Raw genomic sequence first — 23,376 nt, 5'->3', positions numbered from 1 at the left:
AATTAAAGAGTAAGGCAACATTTATGGCTGAAACGATTAGATTAAATAAAGTACTACGTGAGCTTAACATCTCTCTGGATCGTGCTGTAGAATTTTTAGATTCTAAAGGTGTCGATATCGAGAAGCGTCCGACGACGAAAATATCTGAAGAAACCTATAAGGTGCTTTCAGATGAGTTCGAGACCGATGCAAACAAAAAAGTCAAGTCGCAAGCAGTAAGTGAAGCAAAGCTTAAAGAAAAGGAAGATTTAAGACTTCAACGTGAAAAAGAGTTAGAGGCAAAACAAAAAGCAGATGAGGCAAGAGAAGCCGCTAAAGCTGAAGTTGTCAAGGCTACTAAAACTTTGTCAGGACCTAAGCAAGTGGGTAAAATAGATTTAGAAGGTGATAAGAAGCCGGCTAAAACAGAACCCAAAGCCCCAGAGCCTAAAACTCCAGAGCCTAAAGCTGAAGTTAAGGCTGAGGCTGAAACTGCAAAAGAAGCGGTGAAAACTGAGGCGAAAACTGAAGTAAAAGCGGAAGAGAAAGAAACGCCTAAAGCGAAAACTGAGACGCCTAAGGAAGCAGCTAAAACTGCTGAAAAAGAGACTCCGAAAAAAGCCGAAGAAGCAACTGGGGTACCTGAAGAGAATGCACCAGAAACGGTTCAGACTAAATATCAAAAATTATCAGGGCCTAAAATTGCAGGTGATAAAATTGATTTATCACAATTCAATAAGCCTAAGAAAAAACCAGTAGAGCGAAAAGAAGACCCTAACAAGAGAAAGCGTCGTCGTATTTCTAAACCAGGCGATAATAAGCCAGGGGCTGCAGGAGGAAATAACAGAGCAGGCGGAAATGACCGCTTTAAAGGTAAAAAACCGGCGCCAGGTCAAGGCCGTCGTAATATAGTAAAAGAAGAGCCTAGTGAGGAAGATGTAAAAAAACAAGTAAGAGAAACACTTGAAAAATTACAGGGGAAATCAAGCAAGGGAAAAGGCGCTAAATATAGAAGAGATAAAAGAGATCAACACAGAGAACAAACTGAAATTGATCAACAAATAGAAGCAGCAGAAAGCAAAATCCTTAAAGTAACAGAGTTTGTTACAGCAAGTGAAGTTGCAACGATGATGGATGTTAGTGTAACTAAAATTATCTCGGCCTGTATGTCTTTAGGTATGATGGTAACAATGAATCAGCGTTTAGATGCGGAGACACTAACCATTGTAGCAGAAGAATTTGGTTATAAAGTAGAATTTGTTACGGCAGATATTAAAGAATCAATAGCTGTTGTAGAAGATAAGCCTGAAGATTTAGTAGATCGTGCGCCTATAGTAACAGTAATGGGACATGTAGATCACGGTAAAACATCGCTCTTAGATTACATTCGTAAAGAAAATGTAATTGCTGGAGAATCAGGAGGTATTACACAGCACATAGGGGCTTATGGTGTGGAGCTGGATGGCGGACAAAAAATTGCTTTCCTAGATACACCAGGTCACGAGGCTTTTACAGCCATGCGTGCTCGTGGTGCTCAAGTCACTGATATTGCTATTATTGTAGCAGCAGCAGATGACGATATCATGCCGCAAACAAAAGAAGCTATTGCTCATGCACAAGCTGCAGGTGTGCCTATTATTTTTGCAATCAATAAGATTGATAAGCCAGATGCTAATCCAGAAAAAATTAAAGAAGGGTTAGCGCAAATGAATTTATTAGTTGAAGATTGGGGTGGGAAAATTCAGTCTCATGACATATCGGCGAAAGTAGGTACGGGCGTAAAAGAATTATTAGAAAAAGTATTGTTGGAAGCTGAATTATTAGAGCTGAAAGCAAATCCAAATAAAGCTGCAACAGGAACCGTAGTAGAAGCCTTTTTAGATAAAGGTCGTGGCTATGTTTCGACAATATTAGTGCAGGCGGGAACATTAAAAGTGGGTGATTATGTTTTAGCTGGTAAAAACAGTGGAAAAATAAAAGCCATGCACGATGAGCGTGGAAATGATGTTGCTGAAGCCGGCCCGTCAACACCAGTCTCTATTTTAGGTTTAGATGGTGCGCCTCAGGCAGGTGATAAATTTAATGTCTTTGCCGATGAGCGCGAAGCGAAACAAATCGCTACTAAACGGGCACAATTACAACGTGAACAATCGGTAAGAACACAACGTCATATCACATTAGATGAGATTGGTCGTCGTATTGCTTTAGGGGACTTCCAGGAATTAAATATCATCCTTAAAGGGGATGTTGATGGTTCTGTTGAAGCATTAACAGATTCGTTCCAGAAATTATCTACCGAAGAAATTCATGTCAATATCATTCATAAAGGTGTTGGTGCAATTACAGAAAGTGATGTGTTGCTAGCAACAGCATCTGATGCGATTATTATTGGATTTAATGTACGTCCGGTTGGAAATGCCAGACAGGTTGCAGATACCGAAGAAATCGACATTAGAACTTACTCAATTATCTACGATGCCATAAACGAGCTTAAAGACGCTATGGAAGGCATGTTGTCTCCAGAACTGAAAGAAGAAATTACGGGTACTGCAGAAATTAGAGAAATCTTTAAAGTAACTAAGATAGGTAGTATTGCTGGTTGTATGGTAATGAACGGTAAAATCTATAGAAACTCTCAAATACGTTTAATTAGAGACGGCGTGGTGGTCTATACAGGAGTATTAGACTCTTTAAAACGTTTTAAAGACGATGTAAAAGAGGTTGGAAAAGGATACGATTGTGGTATGCAAATTAAAAACTACAATGACATTAAAGAAGGCGATGTAATTGAAGCATTCCATGAGGTTGAAGTTAAAAAGAAATTAAAATAATTTAGTTTTATATAGCGATAAAAAAAGCGACTTTCATTAATTTGAAAGTCGCTTTTTTTTGGTGTTTTAAGTTTAGTATTACCGCGTATTAATATTTAAATGAAAAAGCATTAGGGAACTTCTTTTTTATGTCTCTTAACGCGCGATCGCGTTCTAATGTATTTCTAAAATTTCCGACATACACTTTATAATTAGGCGGTTCATATTCCATTATTGAAGGCCAGGCGCTAAAAACATTGTTGTACCCATTTTGAGCGTTTTCAGCACTGCTACGACTACCAGAAAAGATGCTTATTTTATAGCGATCACCATCCGGTTCATTAGCATTTATTTCTTTTTTTAGTTTCAATAAATTTGAAATTTCAGGGTCCTGCTTGACTTTTACGTGGCCTTCTTGTGTATGGCCTACTAAGCCAAAAAGTAGTAAAGCGCCTGATATAGAGAGTGTTTTAAAGGATGTGCTTTTCATATTGATGATGTGTTTGTTACAAATGTAAAAGTAAATAACGAAACTTCATGGTGTTTTCTTATTTAGAATTTATCTAAATTAGGAATTAAGACTTCTTTAAGATTTCTAAAATGGAGTTTAAGTATTACTTTTGCTTAAGTTTTTTAAAACTGTATTTTCAAAGTATAGATGAAAAAATCATACCAAAGTTTAGAAGTAAATTCAATATATAATATGAAACAGGTGATTCACCGCAAATTAGGCGTTACTATTCTTCATTTAAGCTTAATTTTTTTATTAGCGTTTTCTACTTCTCTTTCAGCTCAGGAAGGCGATGCCGTATTAGGTAAAGCTTTATTCAATACCAATTGTGCATCTTGTCATAAATTAAATAAAAAAATGACAGGTCCTGCATTAGCAAATGTTGAGACGCGTTTATCGGAAGAGGAAGGTTTAGATAGAGAATGGATCTACAAATGGATTAAGAATAGTAAAGGAATGGTAGATTCTGGAGATTCTTATGCCGTAAAGATTTATAATGAGTACGATGGTACTGCAATGACTGCGTTTCCGCAGCTTTCAGATACTGATATTGATAATATCTTAGCGTATACCGCTGCTGCTCCACCTGTGGATCCTTGTATTGCTGACCCAAAGCCAGGGTGTCCAAATTATAATGATGGAACAAATCCTTCTGGAGGAGGTGACAGCGCTTCAAATACCTTAATTCTAGGTGCGTTAGCATTATTATTTGCATTGTTAGCTGGTGCTTTAGTTTTAGTAAACAAAACACTGCGTCGATTTGCAGATGAAAAAGGGGTTGATATTGTTGAAAAGTCAAAAGGCACTCCAATTTGGAAAGCCTTTGCGCAAAACCAATTCTTAGTTTTGGTAACGGCTATATTTTTCTTATTAGCAGCAGGTTACTTTGTATATGGCTACTTTATGCAAGTTGGAGTAAATCAAGGCTACGAACCTGTACAGGAAATTCACTACTCGCATAGAATTCATGCTGGAGATAATGGTATAGATTGTAAATACTGTCACTCTTCTGCACGGGTATCAAAACACTCAGGAATTCCGTCACTAAATATCTGTATGAATTGTCATAAGTCAATTTATGAGGTAGCAGAGTCAACAGCTACGCCAGAATACAGTAAAGCGTTTTATGACGGTGAGATTAAGAAATTATATGCAGCCGTTGGTTGGGATGATGCAGAGCAGAAATACACAGGAAATACAAAGCCGGTTAAATGGACAAGAATTCATAACTTACCTGACTTTGCATATTTTAATCACTCACAACACGTTACTGTTGCAGGTGTTGAATGTCAAACCTGTCATGGTCCGGTAGAGGAAATGGAAGTGATGTATCAATATGCGCCATTAACAATGGGTTGGTGTATTAACTGTCACCGTGAAACAAATGTAAAAGTTAAAGACAACGCATACTACACTAAAATTCACGAGCAATTATCTAAGAAATATGGTGTTGAGGAATTAACAGCAGCTCAGATGGGTGGATTAGAATGTGGTAAGTGTCATTACTAAAAACTAGTTTTTTAGTACTTTCCATGACCATGGGGATCTCATTAAGGGAAAATAAAAATAAATTAAGAAGTAATTCAATTATATAATATGTCATCAAACAAGAAATACTGGAAAAGTGTTGAGGAGCTAAAAGATAGTTCTATTGTTGAGACGCTAAAACAAAACGAGTTTGTTAACGAAATTCCAACGGATGAGTTCTTAGGTAATAAGGAGACATTAGAGGGCTCGTCAACAACACGTCGTGATTTCTTAAAGTACGTTGGTTTTAGTACTGCCGCGGCGTCATTAGCGGCATGTGAAGGGCCAGTTATTAAGTCAATTCCATACGTAGTTCAGCCAGATCGTATTATTCCTGGTGTTGCAAATTACTATGCAACAACAATTGCAGATGGTTTTGATTTTGGAAGTGTTTTAGTAAAAACTCGAGAAGGTCGTCCAATTAAAATTGAAAACAATGCGTTAGCAGCAACAGACGGTGGAGCCAATGCAAGAATGAATGCTTCAGTTTTAGGCTTGTATGATAGTACAAGAGTTCAAGAACCAGTAAAAGGTGAAACAGCCATTTCTTGGGAACAGTTTTACAGAGAAACAGGTGAGCAATTAAAAACCTATAGTGCTGATGGTAGGCAAATTGTGTTATTAACACAAACATTTGCAAGTCCATCGACCAATAAATTGATTGCAGAATTCAAAGAAAAATATCCAAGTGTAAATCATGTCGCGTATGATGCTGTTTCAGAATCTGCGGCATTAGATGCATTTCAGGCAAAATATGGTGAACGCGGATTAGCGGATTACGAATTTTCAAAAGCCTCTACTATAGTTGCTTTTGGAGCTGATTTCTTAGGGGATTGGCAAGGTGGTGGTTTTGATACTGGGTATTCACAAGGGCGTATTCCTACAAATGGAAAAATGTCGCGTCACATCCAGTTCGAATCAAATATGTCTTTAGCTGGAGCCAATGCAGACAAGCGTGTGCCTATTACACCAAGTCAGCAAAAATTAGCCTTAGCAAAATTACATAGCTTAATTGTTGGTAGTGCTTTTTCAGGAAGTTTACCAGCAGCCATTAGTAAAGCAGTACAAGATGCCGCTTCAGAGCTTGATAAAGCAGGAAGTAATGGCGTTGTGGTTACTGGACTTCAGGATGTGAATGCTCAAACAGTTGTTTTAGAGATTAATGAAAAGCTAGAGAGTAAAGCTTTCAATACTAAAAAACCTATAAAAACAAGACAAGGTAGTGACAAGGCAGTCATGACTTTAGTTGAAGATATGAAAGCAGGTAATGTTGGTGCTGTTATTATGGCTGGCGTTAATCCTTTATATACCTTACCAAATGCTTCAGATTTCGCTGAAGGATTGAAAAAAACAGGATTGTCTATTGCCTTCTCAATGAAAGCAGATGAGACGGCTTCAGCGGCACAGTATATTGCAGCTGCACCTCATTATTTAGAATCTTGGGGAGATGTTGAATTGAAAAAAGGCCACTTCGGCTTAATTCAGCCTACTATTCGCCCTTTATTTAATACACAACAATTTCAAGATGCTTTATTAAAGTGGACTGAAAATGATACAAAATATTCAGATTATATCAAGGCCCTTTGGAATGAGTCTATTCTTGAAGGACAGTCTTTCAACCAGGCGTTGCATGATGGTTCTTTTACAACGACTACAACAGTAGCCTTAGTTGAAGAAGAAGCCCCTGTTGAAGAAAATGTTGAAACACCTTCTGGAAATGCTGCAAGAGCTTTAGCGGCTAGTGCAACTTCAAAAGGGATGGAATTAACGCTCTATACTAAAGTAGGTATGGGTGATGGACAACAAGCCAACAACCCATGGTTACAAGAATTTCCAGATCCAATTACTAGAACGTCTTGGGATAATTATTTAACCGTTTCTGCAGCTGATGCTAAAGCGTTAGAGTTAATAAACGAACACGAGGCAACAGGTGCTTTAAATGGTAGTTATGCAGATATTACTGTAAACGGTAAAACAGTTACAGTTCCAGTAATTATTCAACCAGGTCAGGCAAAAGGATCTGTTGGATTAGCGCTAGGGTTTGGTAGAACTGCAGGATTAAAAGACGAGATGAAAACTGGTGTTAATGGGTATCCATTATATCAGAATTTTAATACAATACAAAATGTAACGGTTAAGAAAGCAGCTGGATTACACGAGTTTGCCTGTGTACAGTTACAAAATACATTAATGGGTCGTGGAGACATCATTAAGGAAACAACATTAGAGGTCTTCAATACTAAAGATAGAACGGTTTGGAATGCAGTTCCAACCGTATCTTTAAACCACGAAGAGGTGGCGGTCACTTCTCCGGAAGTTGATTTATGGGATGAATTTGATCGTTCAATAGGACATCACTTTAACTTATCAATAGACTTAAATGCTTGTACAGGTTGTGGCGCATGTGTTATTGCGTGTCACGCTGAAAACAATGTGCCTGTCGTTGGTAAAGAAGAGATTCGTCGTAGCCGTGATATGCACTGGTTACGTATTGATAGATACTATTCTTCTGAAGACACGTTTACAGAAGATGATGAGAAAAAAGAAGGATTCTCAGGCTTATTTGGAGACAATGGGTCTTTAGGAGGATTTGGAGAAATGGAAATTGCTGCAGATAATCCGCAGGTCGCTTTTCAGCCAGTTATGTGTCAACATTGTAACCACGCACCATGTGAAACAGTTTGTCCAGTTGCGGCAACATCACACGGTCGTCAAGGTCAAAACCATATGGCATATAACCGTTGTGTAGGTACTAGATATTGTGCCAACAACTGTCCTTATAAAGTGAGACGTTTCAACTGGTTCTTATATAATGGGAATGATGAGTTTGATTACTATATGAACGATGATTTAGGGCGTATGGTGATCAATCCAGATGTAACGGTACGTTCTCGTGGTGTGATGGAAAAATGTTCTATGTGTATTCAAAAAACACAAAAAACAATTTTAGATGCCAAACGCGATGGTCGTGAAATTAAAGATGGTGAATTTGAAACCGCATGTTCTTCTGCTTGTAGCAATGGCGCAATGAGTTTTGGAGATATTAACGATAAAGAAAGTAAAGTTGCAAAACTTTTAAAAGACGATCGTATGTATCACTTATTAGAAAGTGTTGGTACTAAACCTAATGTTCAGTATCATACTAAAGTGAGAAACACGAAAGCATAAAAGAATTAATTAACGAACAATTATAAAAGGATTATGGCGTCTCATTACGAAGCACCTATTAGAAGACCTTTAGTTACAGGCGAAAAGTCGTATCACGATGTTACCGTAGATATCGCAGCACCTGTTGAAGGAAAAGCCAACAAACATTGGTGGATTGTTTTTTCAATCGCATTGCTTGCTTTTCTTTGGGGAATTGGTTGTATTATTTATACAGTATCTACTGGTATTGGAACTTGGGGATTGAACAAGACCGTTGGTTGGGCTTGGGATATTACTAACTTCGTTTGGTGGGTTGGTATTGGTCACGCAGGGACACTTATCTCTGCCGTACTATTACTTTTCCGTCAAAAATGGAGAATGGCGATTAACCGTTCTGCAGAAGCAATGACTATTTTCTCAGTAGTACAAGCGGGATTATTTCCAATTATTCACATGGGTCGTCCATGGTTAGCGTATTGGGTATTGCCCATTCCAAACCAATTTGGATCGCTGTGGGTAAACTTTAACTCGCCATTACTTTGGGATGTATTCGCAATTTCAACGTATTTATCTGTATCATTAGTATTCTGGTGGACAGGTTTATTGCCAGATTTTGCAATGCTTAGAGATCGAGCGATTAAACCGTTTCAAAAGAAAATTTATAGCTTACTTAGCTTTGGTTGGACAGGTCGTGCTAAAGATTGGCAGCGTTTTGAAGAAGTCTCATTGGTACTTGCCGGATTGGCAACACCATTAGTGCTTTCGGTACACACGATTGTATCTTTCGATTTCGCAACGTCAGTTATACCAGGATGGCATACAACAATATTCCCACCATATTTTGTGGCAGGTGCAGTATTTTCAGGTTTTGCTATGGTAAACACGCTGCTTATTATTATGAGAAAAGTGTGTAGTCTTGAAGATTATATTACAGTACAGCATATCGAGCTAATGAACATCGTTATCATGATTACAGGTTCTATAGTAGGTGTGGCTTATATCACTGAGTTATTCGTAGCCTGGTATTCTGGGGTAGAATATGAGCAATATGCATTCTTAAACAGAGCAACAGGGCCTTACTGGTGGGCATATTGGGCGATGATGTCTTGTAACGTGTTCTCACCACAATTTATGTGGTTTAAAAAATTACGTACAAGTATTATGTTCTCATTCGCTATTTCTATTGTAGTAAACATTGGGATGTGGTTTGAACGTTTTGTAATTATCGTAACCTCATTACACAGAGATTATTTACCATCTTCATGGACGATGTTCTCGCCAACGTTTGTTGATATTGGAATTTTTATTGGAACCATAGGATTCTTCTTTGTATTATTCTTATTATACTCAAGAACATTCCCGGTCATTGCGCAAGCAGAGGTTAAAACAATTTTAAAATCTTCAGGACAGCGTTATAAGAATATTCGTGAAAGAGGTGAGAGTTTAGTGGGCACAGGAACAGATAGTAGAACGTCTGTTTATCAATTAAAAGAAGAGACCACATTAACGCCTAATTTTGCAAAAGACGATACAAAAGTTAGTAACTTACTGGAAAGTGTAGGTACTTTTGATCCAGCGGTGCAAACAGCTGATGATCTTAAGAAAATTGATGGTATCGATTCAGAAATGGAAGAGACCCTTAATAGTATCGGTATCTTTACTTTCGCACAGGTAAGTAAAATGACTAATAGAGAATATACATTGTTAGAGGAAATCACAGGTTCTGTTCCTGGAAGAGCAGAGGGTGATGATTGGTCTGGACAAGCTAAAAAATTAATAAACTAAAAGTAGCATATGGAAGCTTCAAAAGTAATTCACGCTATTTATAACGATGATGATGTCTTAATGGCTGCCGTTAAAAAGGTAAAAGCTGAAAGATTTCACATTGAAGAAATATATACACCATTTCCAGTTCACGGACTAGATAAGGCAATGGGATTAGCGCCAACACGTATTGCAATCGCATCATTTATGTATGGTTGTGTAGGTTTAGCTGTAGCCGTTTTAATGATGGATTTCATTATGATTGAAGACTGGCCGCAAAACATTGGTGGTAAACCAAGTTTTAGCTATTTAGAAAACATGCCAGCCTTTGTGCCTATCATGTTTGAACTAACGGTGTTTTTTGCAGCCCACTTAATGGTAATCACGTTTTACTTACGCAGTAGAATGTGGCCCTTTAAAAAAGCTGAAAATCCAGATCCAAGAACAACAGATGATCATTTTTTAATGGAAATCTCAATTCATGGAAACGAAAAAGAATTGCACGATTTATTGTCACAAACTGGTGCAGTGGAAATAAACGTAGTAGATAATACCCATTAATTATACACAATGAAAAGTATTTTTAACATAACAATATTAGCTGTAGTACTTATCTCTTTTGCATCTTGTAAAAAAGATTCAAGACCTAATTACGAATACATGCCTAACATGTACAAGTCTGTGGCTTATGAGGCTTATCAAGAAGTTGAATTTTTGCCAAATGATATGGAAGCTAAACTACCTGCTGAAGGCGCGATACCTAGAGGTTACACACCTTTTGATATTGCAAATACCACAGAAGGCTATAATGAAGCTAAAGAAGCATTGAAGAGCACCTTAGATTCTACTCAAGTAGATTATGAAAGAGGCGGACCATTATATACCATCTATTGTGCAATATGTCATGGTAATAAAGGTAAAGGTCAAGGTAAATTAGTGCAAAGAGAAAAAATACTTGGTGTGCCAGGTTATGATGATGCTGGTCGTGCGATTACAGAAGGGTCAGTGTATCATACTATTTATTATGGTAAGAACGCTATGGGGTCATACGCAAATCAACTAAGTGAAGAAGAACGTTGGCAGGTAGTTGCTTATGTGATGAAGTTGAAAGCAGAGTTAGAAAAATAAGATTTAGATAAAGTTTATATATAGATATGTATACAATTTCAAACAGACTAAGATTAACTGCTATCGTTTTAATGCTTGTTGGAGCATTAGGTGTCGGCTATGGTTTTATATCCTCTAATAAAACGTTAGAAGAAGTAAAAACAATGCTTGCTGAAGGAGATGCGCATGGTGGTCATGCTCAAGCGTCTCATGCAGAAGAAACTCATAAAATGGAAACAGAAGCACATGTTGTTGCTGATGATGCTGAGCATTCTGATAATGCACATGATACTAATACACATGGAGCGACAGAAGCGGTTCATCATGGAGATGCCCATGCAGAACATGTCATGCATGCCATGCATAACAGACCTTGGTCTGCCTTTTACATCGCGGCGTTCTTTTTCTTTATGATTTCTTTAGGTGTTTTGGCATTCTATGCTATCCAATACGCTTCACAGGCAGGTTGGTCACCGTTGTTATTAAGAGTTATGGAAGGGATAACAGCTTACGTGTTGCCTGGGGGTTTAATTGTATTATTAATTGCAGCATTATCTAACTTTATTGGTCATTATAACATTTTTGTTTGGATGGATCCAGAAGTTGTAGCTCACGATAAATTAATCCAAGGTAAAACAGGTTGGTTAAATGTTTCTGGCTTCATTATTAGAGGTTTAATCTTTATCGCGGGTTGGAGTTTATACAGATACTTTGCAAGAAAGTTTTCTCTAGCTCAAGATAAAGCAGAGGACAACAAAAACTTTAAAAAAACCTTTCGTATTTCTGCAGCATTCTTGGTGTTCTTTATATATACTGAGTCTATAATGTCATGGGATTGGATTATGAGTGTAGATCCACACTGGTTCTCAACGTTATTCGGTTGGTACGTTTTAGCAGGGATGTTGGTTTGTGGAATAACAGTAATTGCACTAATCACAATATATTTAAAAAGTAAAGGATTACTACCTAAGGTGAATGATAGTCATTTACATGATTTAGCAAAATTCATGTTTGGCTTTAGTATTTTCTGGACCTATTTATGGTTCTCTCAATTCATGTTAATTTGGTATTCAAACATTCCAGAAGAAGTAACCTATTTCGTAACACGTATTGAAGATTATAAATTACCATTCTTCGGAATGGTTGTAATGAACTTTATCTTTCCATTTTTAATTTTAATGAATAGCGATTATAAGCGTGTACCTTGGTTCGTTGTAATGGCAGGTATCGTAATTTTAGCTGGTCACTATGTGGATGTGTTTAATATGATTATGCCAGCGACGGTTGGTGACCAATGGTATATAGGGATACCAGAAATTTGTTCAATGTTATTCTTTATCGGATTATTTATTTTTATTGTCTTTACAGCACTTACTAAAGCGCCATTAGAGCCAACACGTAATCCTTTTATAAAAGAAAGTGAACATTTTCATTATTAGTATTAGTAAGAAACAAATCAATAAAGAAGAACGACAACAATGACGGCTTTATTATCAATTATAGTTTTAGTATTCATATTAGTTGCCATATGGCAAATGGTAAAGATATTCGATTTAACGCAAGGCAAAACAGCTGAGAGTAATAATCAAGTAGCAAACGACCAAGACAACAAGATTAATGGTTATTTAATGTTAGGTTTTTTAATCTTCATTTATGTCATTACAATCCTGTGTTTTGTTATGTTCGGCGATTTTCCTTTAATGTCTAATTCAGCTTCAGAACATGGACCAGGAATAGATAATTTAATGATTATCTCAATGATTGTTATTTTCTTTGTTCAGACGGTAACACAATTTCTATTGCATTACTTCGCTTTTAAGTACAGAGGAGAGAAAGGTAAAAAAGCCTTGTTCTATGCAGATAATAACAAATTAGAAGCCATCTGGACCATCATTCCAGTGATTGTATTAGCGGGATTAATTATTCAAGGGTTATTTACCTGGACGACGATTATGAACGTAAGTACAGAAAATGATCCATTAGTTGTAGAATTATATGCACAGCAATTCAACTGGAAAGCGAGATATGGAGGGGAAGATAATACCCTAGGAGAAGCAAACGTTAGATTAATCGATATTAATCGCGCAAACATTTTAGGTTTAAATGAATCTGATCCTAATGCACAGGACGATGTGATTACTACAGAATTACATTTACCTGTTGGGCGTCCAGTATTATTTAAAATGCGTTCACAAGATGTATTGCACTCGGCATACATGCCACACTTTAGAGCACAAATGAACTGTGTTCCGGGTATGATTACGCAATTTGGTTTTACGCCTACTGTAACCACTTTCGATATGCGTGAAACACCTGAAATGCTTGACAAAGTTCAAAATATTAATGACATAAGAATAGAAAAGAGTAAAGCTTTAGTCGCCAAAGGAGAAGAAGGTTTAGAGCGTTACGAATTTGATTACTTATTATTATGTAATAAGATTTGTGGTAAATCACACTACAACATGCAAATGAAGATCATCGTGGAAACACAGGAAGAATATGATGCTTGGATGAAAACACAGAAAGTGTTTAAAGATTCGTTAATCGAGGATGAACCAGTGATGGATGAAACAGCTAGTGATGATGCGATTAAAAATGAAAACGAATTGGCTAATGAAGAAACGGGTTTAGCTAATGATACAGTTAGCGAGGACGAGGCCGCATCCAATTAAGAGATTGTGGATAAATAAAAGTCCATTACTTATTACCAAAGAATACTAAAAGATTAAAAAAAGATATTAAGATTATGTCAGCACACGTAGAAGCACATGCAAACGACGATCATGGTCACCATCATAAAGAAACTTTCGTAACTAAATACATATTTAGTCAAGATCACAAAATGATTGCTAAGCAGTACCTAATTACAGGTACTATTATGGGAGTTGTTGGGGTGATGATGTCTCTTATGATGCGTATGCAAATTGCATGGCCAGAGCAACCAAATGTTATTTTTCAAGCATTACTTGGAAAATGGGCACCAGAAGGCGTAATGGATGCCGATATTTATTTGGCATTAGTGACCATTCATGGTACTATTATGGTATTCTTTGTACTAACAGCAGGGTTAAGTGGTACATTTAGTAATTTATTAATCCCGTTGCAAATTGGTGCACGAGATATGGCCTCAGGATTCTTAAACATGATTTCTTACTGGTTATTTTTTATCTCTAGTGTTATTATGGTTTTGTCTTTCTTTGTTGAAGCTGGACCAGCAGCAGCAGGATGGACAATTTATCCGCCATTAAGTGCGTTGCCAATGGCTCAAGGGGGCTCAGGTGCAGGAATGACGATGTGGTTAGCTTCTATGGCTATTTTTATTGCCTCTTCATTATTAGGATCTCTTAATTACATTGTGACCGTAATAAACTTACGTACAAAAGGGATGTCGATGACAAGATTGCCATTAACAATATGGGCCTTTTTTGTAACCGCAATTATTGGTGTTATTTCATTCCCAGTATTATTATCTGCAGCATTATTATTAATAATGGATAGAAGTTTTGGTACTTCGTTCTTCTTATCAGATATTTTTATTCAAGGGGATGTATTACATTACCAAGGGGGGTCACCAGTATTATTTGAACATTTATTTTGGTTCTTAGGACACCCAGAGGTATATATTGTATTACTACCAGCATTAGGGATTACTTCAGAAATTATAGCAACGAACTCACGTAAACCTATTTTTGGTTACCGTGCCATGATTGCTTCAATTTTAGCCATCGCCTTTTTATCAACAATCGTTTGGGGTCACCACATGTTTATCTCAGGAATGAATCCATTCTTAGGATCTGTATTTACCTTCACAACATTACTTATTGCAATACCATCTGCGGTAAAAGCGTTTAATTATATTACTACGCTTTGGAAAGGAAACCTTCAAATGAATCCAGCCATGCTGTTTTCTATAGGATTAGTTTCTACTTTTATTACTGGAGGTTTAACAGGTATTATTCTTGGTGATAGTGCCTTAGATATAAACGTACACGATACTTATTTTGTAGTGGCACACTTTCACTTAGTGATGGGGATTTCAGCCTTATATGGTATGTTTGCAGGAATTTACCATTGGTTCCCAAAAATGTTTGGTCGTATGCTGAATAAGAATTTAGGATATGTTCACTTTTGGGTAACGGCAGTTTGTGCCTATGGCGTATTCTTCCCAATGCACTTCATCGGAATGGCAGGGCTACCAAGACGTTACTATACAAATAGTAACTTCCCGTTATTTGATGATTTACAAGATGTAAACGTTGTTATTACAATTTTTGCTTTAATTGGAGGAGCGTTTCAAATTGTATTTTTATATAACTTCTTTAGTAGTATTTTCTTTGGAAAGAAAGCAGTACAAAATCCATGGCGTTCAAATACCTTAGAATGGACAACTCCTGTAGAGCATATTCATGGTAACTGGCCAGGAGAAATTCCTCATGTACACCGTTGGGCATATGACTACAGTAAACCTGGGCATGATGAAGACTTTGTGTCGCAAATCGTTCCACTTAAAGAGGGTGAAGAAGAATTACAACATTAAAAATTTTCTTTTTAAACACATATTGAAAAGCGTATTCTGCATAGAATACGCTTTTTTATTTTGGCGGATTTCGAGCGATTATTTTGATAAACGCAAAAAAAAAGGAATATTTTCGATGAAATACAATAAAATCAGTTAAATTGTATTTATAAATTATTTTTGTCAGAAAATTTACGCTAAATTAATGAATGATTAAATTTGGCAGTTTTCGGCGATTGCTATTAACTAAACGAACCAATATTATGAAAATAAAATCCTTATTTAGGAGATCAGTAATCACTCTGTCCTACATTATGGTTTTCCTGAGCAGTAGTTATTTTATGTATGCTCAATGCCCTACGGTAAACAATCCTAATCCAATAATTTGTGATGCATCTGGTTTTACATTCAATGACTTGAATGCGTTTGCCACAGATAATGGTGATGGAATTCTATGGTACAGCGCAGCAACAGGCGGTAGCGCATTTACTTCAACACAACTTGTTCAAGAAGGCACTTATTATGCGGAAAGTAACTCGGGAAGTTGTGCGCCAAGACCCTCTATAATGGTTGACTTTGTTGTTAATCCATCTGGTCAAATCTTTGATGGCTTTTATTGTTCTAATGAAAATCCTACCATTCAAACATTTATCAATAATGATATACAACCTTTTATTTCAGGAGGTCTATCTGTAGCTATTTTTTATGACCCAGACTTAACGATACTTGCCAATGCTACAGATGCTTTATCTAGCTCTCCTACTAATTATTATATTGTTTTAGTAGATGGAGGAGGATGTGAGAGTCAGGTAGAAGTTGGTTTTGCAGTGGTATTCGATTCGCCAACAGATCCAACACCTGTTACACCACAAGAATTTTGTTCGGATACTAATCCAACTGTGGCAGATTTGGATACGGGAACAACAAATAATTTTAATTGGTTTGCCAGTGTTGATGGTTTAGGAAACCCAATTCCACCAGCATTGAATCCAGCGACAGCTTTAAGTGATGGCGAGAATTATTTTATACGTGCCTATGAAGGCACGTGTACTAGTAGTACAATAGAGGTCACTGTAAATATTTTTGATCCGGCAAACGCAGGAACACCCGGAACAATAGAGTATTGTGATGATAACGTTCCCACCGCGGATTTTGATTTATTCCCAGCATTGGTTGGAATGCCAGATGCAACTGGTACATGGACTGGACCATCACCAATAACCGCAAATCCGCAAGGAACTACTAATATATCTGGATTTGGTGCAGGTATTTATATATATACTTATACAGTGCCAGCCAATGGCGCTTGTCCCGAAGATATCGCTACAGTTACAATTACTATATCCGAAACATTTACTTCAGGGATACCATCTACACTAAATCCTGTAACGTTTTGTGAAGCTGCATTACCCGTGGCATTTGATCTATCAACACTATTAGATAATGAAGATCCAAACGGACAATGGACACAAGGAACTACAAGTACAGATCCAGTGGTGACTTCTCCAATTGATCTATCAGGTTTCACACCTGCTACTTATAATTTTACTTATACACAAAACGTTTCACCTAATCTGTGTCCGGAAGAGTCTACTACAGTGCAAGTAGTCGTTTTACAAGACCCTAATGCGGGAATTGCGGTTAATGCTGTTTTCTGTGAAAATGAATTAACCACGAATTCTCCATATGATTTATTTAATGCTTTAGATGGTTCACAAGACAATAATAGTGGAACTTGGACAGATATTTCAAGCAATACAGTTGCTAGCCCAATAGATATTACAGCATATACCGTTGCTGGTAGCCCATACCTATACACCTATACTATAGATAATGGAACCTGCAGTGATTCAGAACAAATAACAATCACAATAGAACCGGCACCAGAATCGGGAACGATAAATGGAACAATCGAGTTTTGTGAAGGTGCAGCGCCTGTAAGTTATAATTTATTCGATTTATTAGATAATGAAGATCAAACAGGAACCTGGTACATAGGTGCAGACAATACAGGAACTGCTATTGCTAATCCAGTTGATTTATCAGCATATACTGCAGCGACTTACGATTTTACTTTTGATGTGGATGCCATAGGAATTTGTGATGATGAACTGGTAACCGTTCAAGTCGTTATAAATCCACTACCGAATACGGGCATACCAAATAATCCTGCTCCGTATTGTGAAAACGATCCAGTACTTAATAATACAGCTTTTGATTTATTCACTTTATTAGGACCGCCTGTGGATGCAGGTGGTACCTGGACAGATGATAACGCAACAGGTGCATTAAGTGGAAATAGTTTAGACCTATCTCAATTAGTAATTGGTACTTTTAACTTTACATATGGTATAACAGATGCTAATGGATGTTCAAATAGTACCACGGTAACCATTGTTATTGATGATGCTCCGGAATCTGGAACAGTAAATGGAACGACCGAATTTTGTGAAGGTGCAGCGCCTGTAACTTTTAATTTATTCGATTTATTAGATAACGAAGATCAAACAGGAACCTGGTACATAGGTACAGACAATACAGGAACAGCAATTGCTAATCCTGTTGATTTATCAGGGTATACGGCAGCAACTTATGATTTTACTTTTGATGTAGATGCCATAGGAATTTGTGATGATGAACTAGTAACCGTTCAAGTCACTATAAATCCATTACCAAATACAGGAACTGCCACACCAAGATTATTCTGTGAAAATGATTTAGCAGCGAATTCACCTTTTGATCTATTCGGTCAATTAGCTGGAAACGATGCGGGTGGAACCTGGACAGATGATGATGCAACAGGAGCCTTAACTGGAAATAGTGTAGATTTAACACTATTGGCCATTGGGTCTTATAATTTCACTTATAACATTACAGATGCTAATATGTGTTCAAACAGTTCAACGGTAGTACTAACTGTTGAAGATGCACCTAGTGGAGGAACAGTGAATGCGTCGCCTGAATTTTGTCTGTCTGAAATCACAACAGGACAAACCATAAATTTATTCGATTTTCTTGATAATGAAGATCAACCAGGTATTTGGAATGACGATACACCTTCTGGTCAATTAGCAGGAAGTGTTGTGACGTTAGATGGTTTAGCAGCCGGAACGTATAGCTTTACTTACGATGTGGATGCAATTGGGACTTGTGATGATCCTAATACGCCAACGGTGACGGTTATAATTAATGATACACCAGCACCAGCAGGCGCTGCTGCGCAAGCATTTTGTGATGCAGCTACAATAGCAGATTTATCAGCAACAGGTACTACAATACAGTGGTATGACGAAGCTATTGGCGGAACTGCTTTACTAGCAACAACTGCTTTAGGTGATGGAGAAACCTATTATGCGACTCAAACAGATGCCACTACAGGTTGTGAGTCTGCAACGCGATTAGAAGTGACTGTAACTATTAATCAAACACCAAATGCAGGAGCACTAGCAGCCATGCCTATTATTGCATGTAATAATACCACTGTAAACTTAAATACAGGTTTAGATGGTTCTCAAGATGCAACTGGTACTTGGATGGATGACGATGGAACCGGAGCAGTAACAGGAAACACTTTTGATACAAACGGAATCGTACCAGGCACCTATAATTTCACTTATTTAGTAATAGCTGCAGCACCTTGTTTAGACGACAGTACAACCATAACGGTTACGGTTGAAGCACCACTAAGTGCCGGAACAGCTAATGGAGATTTATCGTTCTGTAGTACAGATGCCACTTATAACTTATTCGATAATATTACAGGAGTAGATATTGGCGGAACGTGGTCATTCAATTCAAACACGGTTTCAAATAGTTTTGATCCTAGTGCTGAAAATGTATCTGGAACTTATACTTACTTTATTGCAAATGCTTGTGGTAATGATTCCGTAAGTTTTGATGTTAATGTAAGTCAGGCAGCAGATGCAGGAACAGATGGTACTTTTATAATTTGTATAGTAAATATTGATGCATCAAATAGTGCATTAAATGTATTATCGGTATTAAATGGTACACCAAACACTTCAGGAACATTTACAAACGACGATGCTGCGGTAGGTTTTTCCGGAACTACCTTAGATTTAACACAAGTCACAGCGGGAACCTATAATTTTACTTATACAGTAACTGCCGTGGCGCCTTGTACAATGGATGCTACAGCGGTTGCAACAGTAACAGTTAACGATTCTGCTAGTGCAACGGTAAACAACGCAACACCTCAGTTTTGTGCTTCGGAGAATCCTACAGTTGCAGATTTAGAGGCTTCGGTATCTGGAACGGCAATTCTATGGTATGCAGAACCAACAACGACAACACCTTTAGATACTACTGAAGCTTTAATTAATGGTGAGGATTATTACGCGACACAAACAGACACAGCCACTAGTTGTGAGTCCTCAATAAGAGTATCAGTTACAGTAACAGTAGGTAATGCCCCAACGCCAACACTTATAGAGGCTGATCAAGAATTATGTATTAATGATGCACCAACAATAGCAGAGTTAACCGATAATATTTCTGAATACAATGCAACAACAAGTAATGTATTATGGTATGATGCTGTAACCAATGGTAGTGTTATTAGTAGCTCAACTGAACTTACCCCAGATACCACTTATTATGCTGTTTTAATTGATCCTGTTACAGGATGTGAAAGCAGCATACGTTTAGCCGTTAATCCAGACGTAACGCGTTGCGGAATATTAGTGGTTCCAGACGGGTTTTCACCTAATGGAGATGGAGTAAACGACACATTTTATGTAGACAACTTAGACATATTGTACCCAAAATTCGAAATGGAGATTTATAATCGCTATGGGAATATCGTGTATAAAGGAAATGCTTCTACACCAGCATTTGATGGTAAATCTAACCAATCAAGATCCATTGGAAGTGGTGACTTGCCAGTTGGTGTTTATTATTACATTTTCAACTTCAATGATGGCGTAAACAAACCCGAACAAGGGCGTTTATACTTAAACAGATAATTTTTGGATAATACAATTTTAGAAAAGATGAAAAATTTAAATAGATATTACAAAATAGCTGTCATTGTTGGTTTGACTTTACTGTCATTTCAAAGTCATGCACAGCAAGACCCGCAATTCACGCAATACATGTACAATATGAGTGTTGTTAATCCGGCGTATGCAACTGCAGACGAAGGCATGTTGAATCTGGGCGGGTTATACAGAACACAATGGGTAGGCTTAGAAGGCGCACCCAAAACAGGAAGCTTCTTTGCGCACACCCCTTTAAACGAGAAAATTGAAATTGGTTTGTCCTTTACTAATGATAATATAGGAGATGTCGTTAATGAAAATAACATTTATGGAGATTTTGCTTACGTACTTCCTGTGGGCTTAGAAAGCAAATTATCTTTCGGCTTAAAAGCGGGTGTTACGTTCTTTAATGCGAATTTTAGCGGATTCAATTTACAGTCTGGTGACCAATCATCAGATGTTGCGTTTAATGAAAACATAAGTAAAGCATTTCCAAATGTAGGCGTAGGTGCTTACTACTTTACAGACCACTATTATTTAGGCCTCTCGGCACCTAATATGTTATCAACAAAGCATATTGAGTCTGAAAACGGAATCAACGCAGAAGGCGTCCAAAACATTCACTACTTTTTTACAGGAGGTTATGTTTTTGAAATCAATAAAGACTTGAAATTTAAGCCTGCTTTTATGGCAAAATCAGTAAAAGGATCACCATTGGCTTTAGATCTCACAGCTAACGTATTATTTAATGACCGTTTAGAAGCAGGTTTAGGGTATAGGTTAGATGATGCGGTTAGTGCACTCGTTAACTTCAGAATTACACCAGAATTAAGAGTGGGTTATGCCTACGATTATACAACAACTAATTTAGGAGATTACAATTCAGGCTCACATGAAATATTTGTGTTGTTCGATATAGATGTCTTTGGCTTCAGAGGGGGCTACGACCGTTCACCAAGATTCTTCTAACCATTTAAATGACTACAATTATGAAAAAACAATTATACATACTTGCCTGCCTTTTATTTGTTAGCGGAATGGCTACAGCACAAAAAGGCAGTTTAAAGAGAGCAAACAAGCTTTTCGAAATGAGAGCTTATAAAGAAGCCGCGAACATTTATGAAACATCAGAAGACCGCTCTAAAGAAGTGCTTCAAAATTTAGCGGATAGTTATTACTATAACTATCAAATGCAAAAAGCGACTAAAACCTATCGCGAATTTTTTGTTACCTATAAAGATTCTATAGATATTGAATTCTATTTTAGATATGGTCAAGCGTTAAAAGGCGTAGAAGATTATAATGAAGCAGATAAATTTTTAAGTCTTTATTACGGCAAACCTGTAAATACAATGGCATTTGTTGAAGAAAACAGAAAAACAACACCACATAACTTTGAGTTGAAACAAATAGAAAACATAAACTCACAACAGGATTTTGGAATGACTTTCTACGGTGATGATAAAGTAGTTTTTGCTTCAGCAAGGAATGAAAATAATCCGTCGTATGCTTGGAACGAATTGCCATACTTAGATTTGTACAGCGCAACCTTAACGCAGTCAGGAGAATTAAAAGATGTGGTGCCATTTTCTGATGCTATTAATACAGACTCTCACGAAAGTAATGCGGTTTTTAGTAGTGATGGGAAAACCATGTATTTTAATCGTACAAACGCTTCAAAAACAAAAACAAAAGAAAACCGAGTAGCACAAATTAAAATCTTTAAAGCGACATTAGTAGATGGAGCATGGACAAATGTTACCGCATTACCATTCACTGCTAATGACTACAGTACAGAGCACCCAGCATTGAGTAAGGATGGTAAAACACTATATTTCGCAAGTGATATGGAAGGCGGTTTTGGTAGTTTTGATATTTACAAAGTAGCTGTTAATGAAGATGGCACCTACGGTGAACCAGAAAATTTGGGGGCTAAAATAAACACAAAACACAGAGAGCAATTTCCTTTTATTAGTGAAAACGATGTTTTGTATTTCGCCTCAATTGGTCACTTAGGTTTTGGTGGTTTAGATCTCTTTAGAAGTAATATGGTTAATGGAGATTTCGATAAACCAGTAAACTTAGGCGCTTCAATTAATAGTAATTTAGATGACTTTAGTTATGTTATTCGAGAAAATGAGAACAAAGGGTATGTCTCTACTAATCGTGGCGGTAAAGATAGAATCTTTACCGTTGATAGAATAGAAAACTATTTAACCAAGTACCAGGTGGAAGGCGTGGTAACCGATAAGAATTCTAAAGCATTACTAATCGGTTCCTTAGTTACTTTAATGGACGAAACCGGGACTGTAATTCACGATACTTTAGTAGGCGATGAGGCAAAATACTTATTTAAAATAGAACCAAATAAAAAATATAGAGTTCGGGGTACGCGCAAGGCTTATATTCCTCAGGATGTTGAGTTTTCTACAGATAGTAAAGGAAAAGTGCAGCATGATATTGAACTTATTTTAGAATCATATGCAGATGCTGAAGCACAAGTAGAAGAAACCGAAAAAGGCGATGTTCAGATTAAATTAGATAAGATTTTCTTTGATTTCGATAAATCTAAGATCCGCCCAGATGCAGCAAAAACATTAAATACATTAGTTGATTTAATGAAGAAATATCCTGAAATGGAAGTAGAAGTCTCCGCTCACACAGACGCCCGTGGCCCAGATCAATACAATTTAGACTTGTCTAAACGTCGTGCAGCATCTACGTTAGAATATGTAGTGAGTCAGGGTATTGAAAGAAACCGTTTACGAAGCATCGGTTATGGCGAATTACAACCCTTAAACCAATGTGATAAAGAAGGTATTTGTTCAGAAGAAGAATATGATATCAATAGACGTTGTGAATTTAAGATATTGAATTAATATTTTTTCATTTCCGTGAAGACGGAAATCTTGTAAAAGCCTTTCCGTTTTATTATTTAACTGAAAGGCTTTTTCTTTATATTTGAGGCATAAGATTTTTTCTTTTCCGCGAAGGCGTAAATCTTTCAATGTCGTA

Annotated in this window: 13 protein-coding genes; 12 read left to right on the top strand and 1 reads right to left on the bottom strand. The window is 37.1% G+C overall.

Annotated features, from left to right (window positions below):
• Positions 1-23: 23 nt before the first annotated feature.
• Positions 24-2,810, top strand: a complete 2,787-nt coding sequence (infB, locus tag GQ46_RS07940) for a translation initiation factor IF-2 (protein ID WP_044400237.1) — start codon at positions 24-26, stop codon at positions 2,808-2,810.
• An 88-nt stretch (positions 2,811-2,898) separates the two neighbouring features.
• On the opposite strand, the gene GQ46_RS07935 is transcribed toward infB, so the two are convergent.
• Positions 2,899-3,279: a hypothetical protein gene (locus tag GQ46_RS07935; protein WP_044400236.1), complete on the bottom strand. Its 381-nt coding sequence runs from the start codon at positions 3,277-3,279 to the stop codon at positions 2,899-2,901.
• Between the two features lie 168 nt (positions 3,280-3,447).
• On the opposite strand from GQ46_RS07935, the gene GQ46_RS07930 reads away from it, so the two are divergent.
• From GQ46_RS07930 to GQ46_RS07880, 11 genes are all read left to right on the top strand, one after another.
• Positions 3,448-4,809 carry a c-type cytochrome gene (locus tag GQ46_RS07930; protein ID WP_369793432.1) on the top strand — a complete coding sequence of 454 codons (1,362 nt, stop codon included), beginning with the start codon at positions 3,448-3,450 and terminating at the stop codon, positions 4,807-4,809.
• Between the two features lie 87 nt (positions 4,810-4,896).
• Positions 4,897-7,995: a TAT-variant-translocated molybdopterin oxidoreductase gene (locus GQ46_RS07925; RefSeq protein ID WP_044400235.1), complete on the top strand. Its 3,099-nt coding sequence runs from the start codon at positions 4,897-4,899 to the stop codon at positions 7,993-7,995.
• A 33-nt stretch (positions 7,996-8,028) separates the two neighbouring features.
• Positions 8,029-9,759 (top strand): NrfD/PsrC family molybdoenzyme membrane anchor subunit, encoded by a 1,731-nt coding sequence (gene nrfD, locus GQ46_RS07920; protein ID WP_082041727.1) that lies wholly within the window; start codon positions 8,029-8,031, stop codon positions 9,757-9,759.
• A 9-nt stretch (positions 9,760-9,768) separates the two neighbouring features.
• Positions 9,769-10,299 carry a DUF3341 domain-containing protein gene (locus tag GQ46_RS07915; RefSeq protein WP_044400233.1) on the top strand — a complete coding sequence of 177 codons (531 nt, stop codon included), beginning with the start codon at positions 9,769-9,771 and terminating at the stop codon, positions 10,297-10,299.
• 9 nt (positions 10,300-10,308) lie between these two features.
• Positions 10,309-10,866: a cytochrome c gene (locus GQ46_RS07910; protein ID WP_044400230.1), complete on the top strand. Its 558-nt coding sequence runs from the start codon at positions 10,309-10,311 to the stop codon at positions 10,864-10,866.
• Positions 10,867-10,892: 26 nt separating this feature from the next.
• Positions 10,893-12,284 (top strand): quinol:cytochrome C oxidoreductase, encoded by a 1,392-nt coding sequence (locus tag GQ46_RS07905; RefSeq protein ID WP_044400227.1) that lies wholly within the window; start codon positions 10,893-10,895, stop codon positions 12,282-12,284.
• Between the two features lie 39 nt (positions 12,285-12,323).
• The gene (locus tag GQ46_RS07900) at positions 12,324-13,517 is read left to right on the top strand and encodes a cytochrome c oxidase subunit II (protein WP_082041726.1); all 1,194 of its coding nucleotides are present in this window, start codon (positions 12,324-12,326) and stop codon (positions 13,515-13,517) included.
• A 74-nt stretch (positions 13,518-13,591) separates the two neighbouring features.
• Positions 13,592-15,382: a cbb3-type cytochrome c oxidase subunit I gene (locus tag GQ46_RS07895; RefSeq protein ID WP_044400224.1), complete on the top strand. Its 1,791-nt coding sequence runs from the start codon at positions 13,592-13,594 to the stop codon at positions 15,380-15,382.
• A gap of 242 nt (positions 15,383-15,624) precedes the next feature.
• Positions 15,625-20,346 carry a gliding motility-associated C-terminal domain-containing protein gene (locus GQ46_RS07890; protein ID WP_197077345.1) on the top strand — a complete coding sequence of 1,574 codons (4,722 nt, stop codon included), beginning with the start codon at positions 15,625-15,627 and terminating at the stop codon, positions 20,344-20,346.
• A 27-nt stretch (positions 20,347-20,373) separates the two neighbouring features.
• Positions 20,374-21,330 (top strand): type IX secretion system membrane protein PorP/SprF, encoded by a 957-nt coding sequence (locus GQ46_RS07885; RefSeq protein ID WP_044400218.1) that lies wholly within the window; start codon positions 20,374-20,376, stop codon positions 21,328-21,330.
• Positions 21,331-21,350: 20 nt separating this feature from the next.
• Positions 21,351-23,240, top strand: a complete 1,890-nt coding sequence (locus tag GQ46_RS07880; protein WP_044400215.1) for an OmpA family protein — start codon at positions 21,351-21,353, stop codon at positions 23,238-23,240.
• The last annotated feature ends 136 nt before the right edge of the window (positions 23,241-23,376 follow it).

It is taken from the genome of Lacinutrix sp. Hel_I_90 (genome assembly GCF_000934685.1).
Taxonomy (GTDB): domain Bacteria; phylum Bacteroidota; class Bacteroidia; order Flavobacteriales; family Flavobacteriaceae; genus Lacinutrix.
Note: the sequence above shows the minus strand (reverse complement) of the source record. Positions and strands in the feature narration are given on the sequence as shown.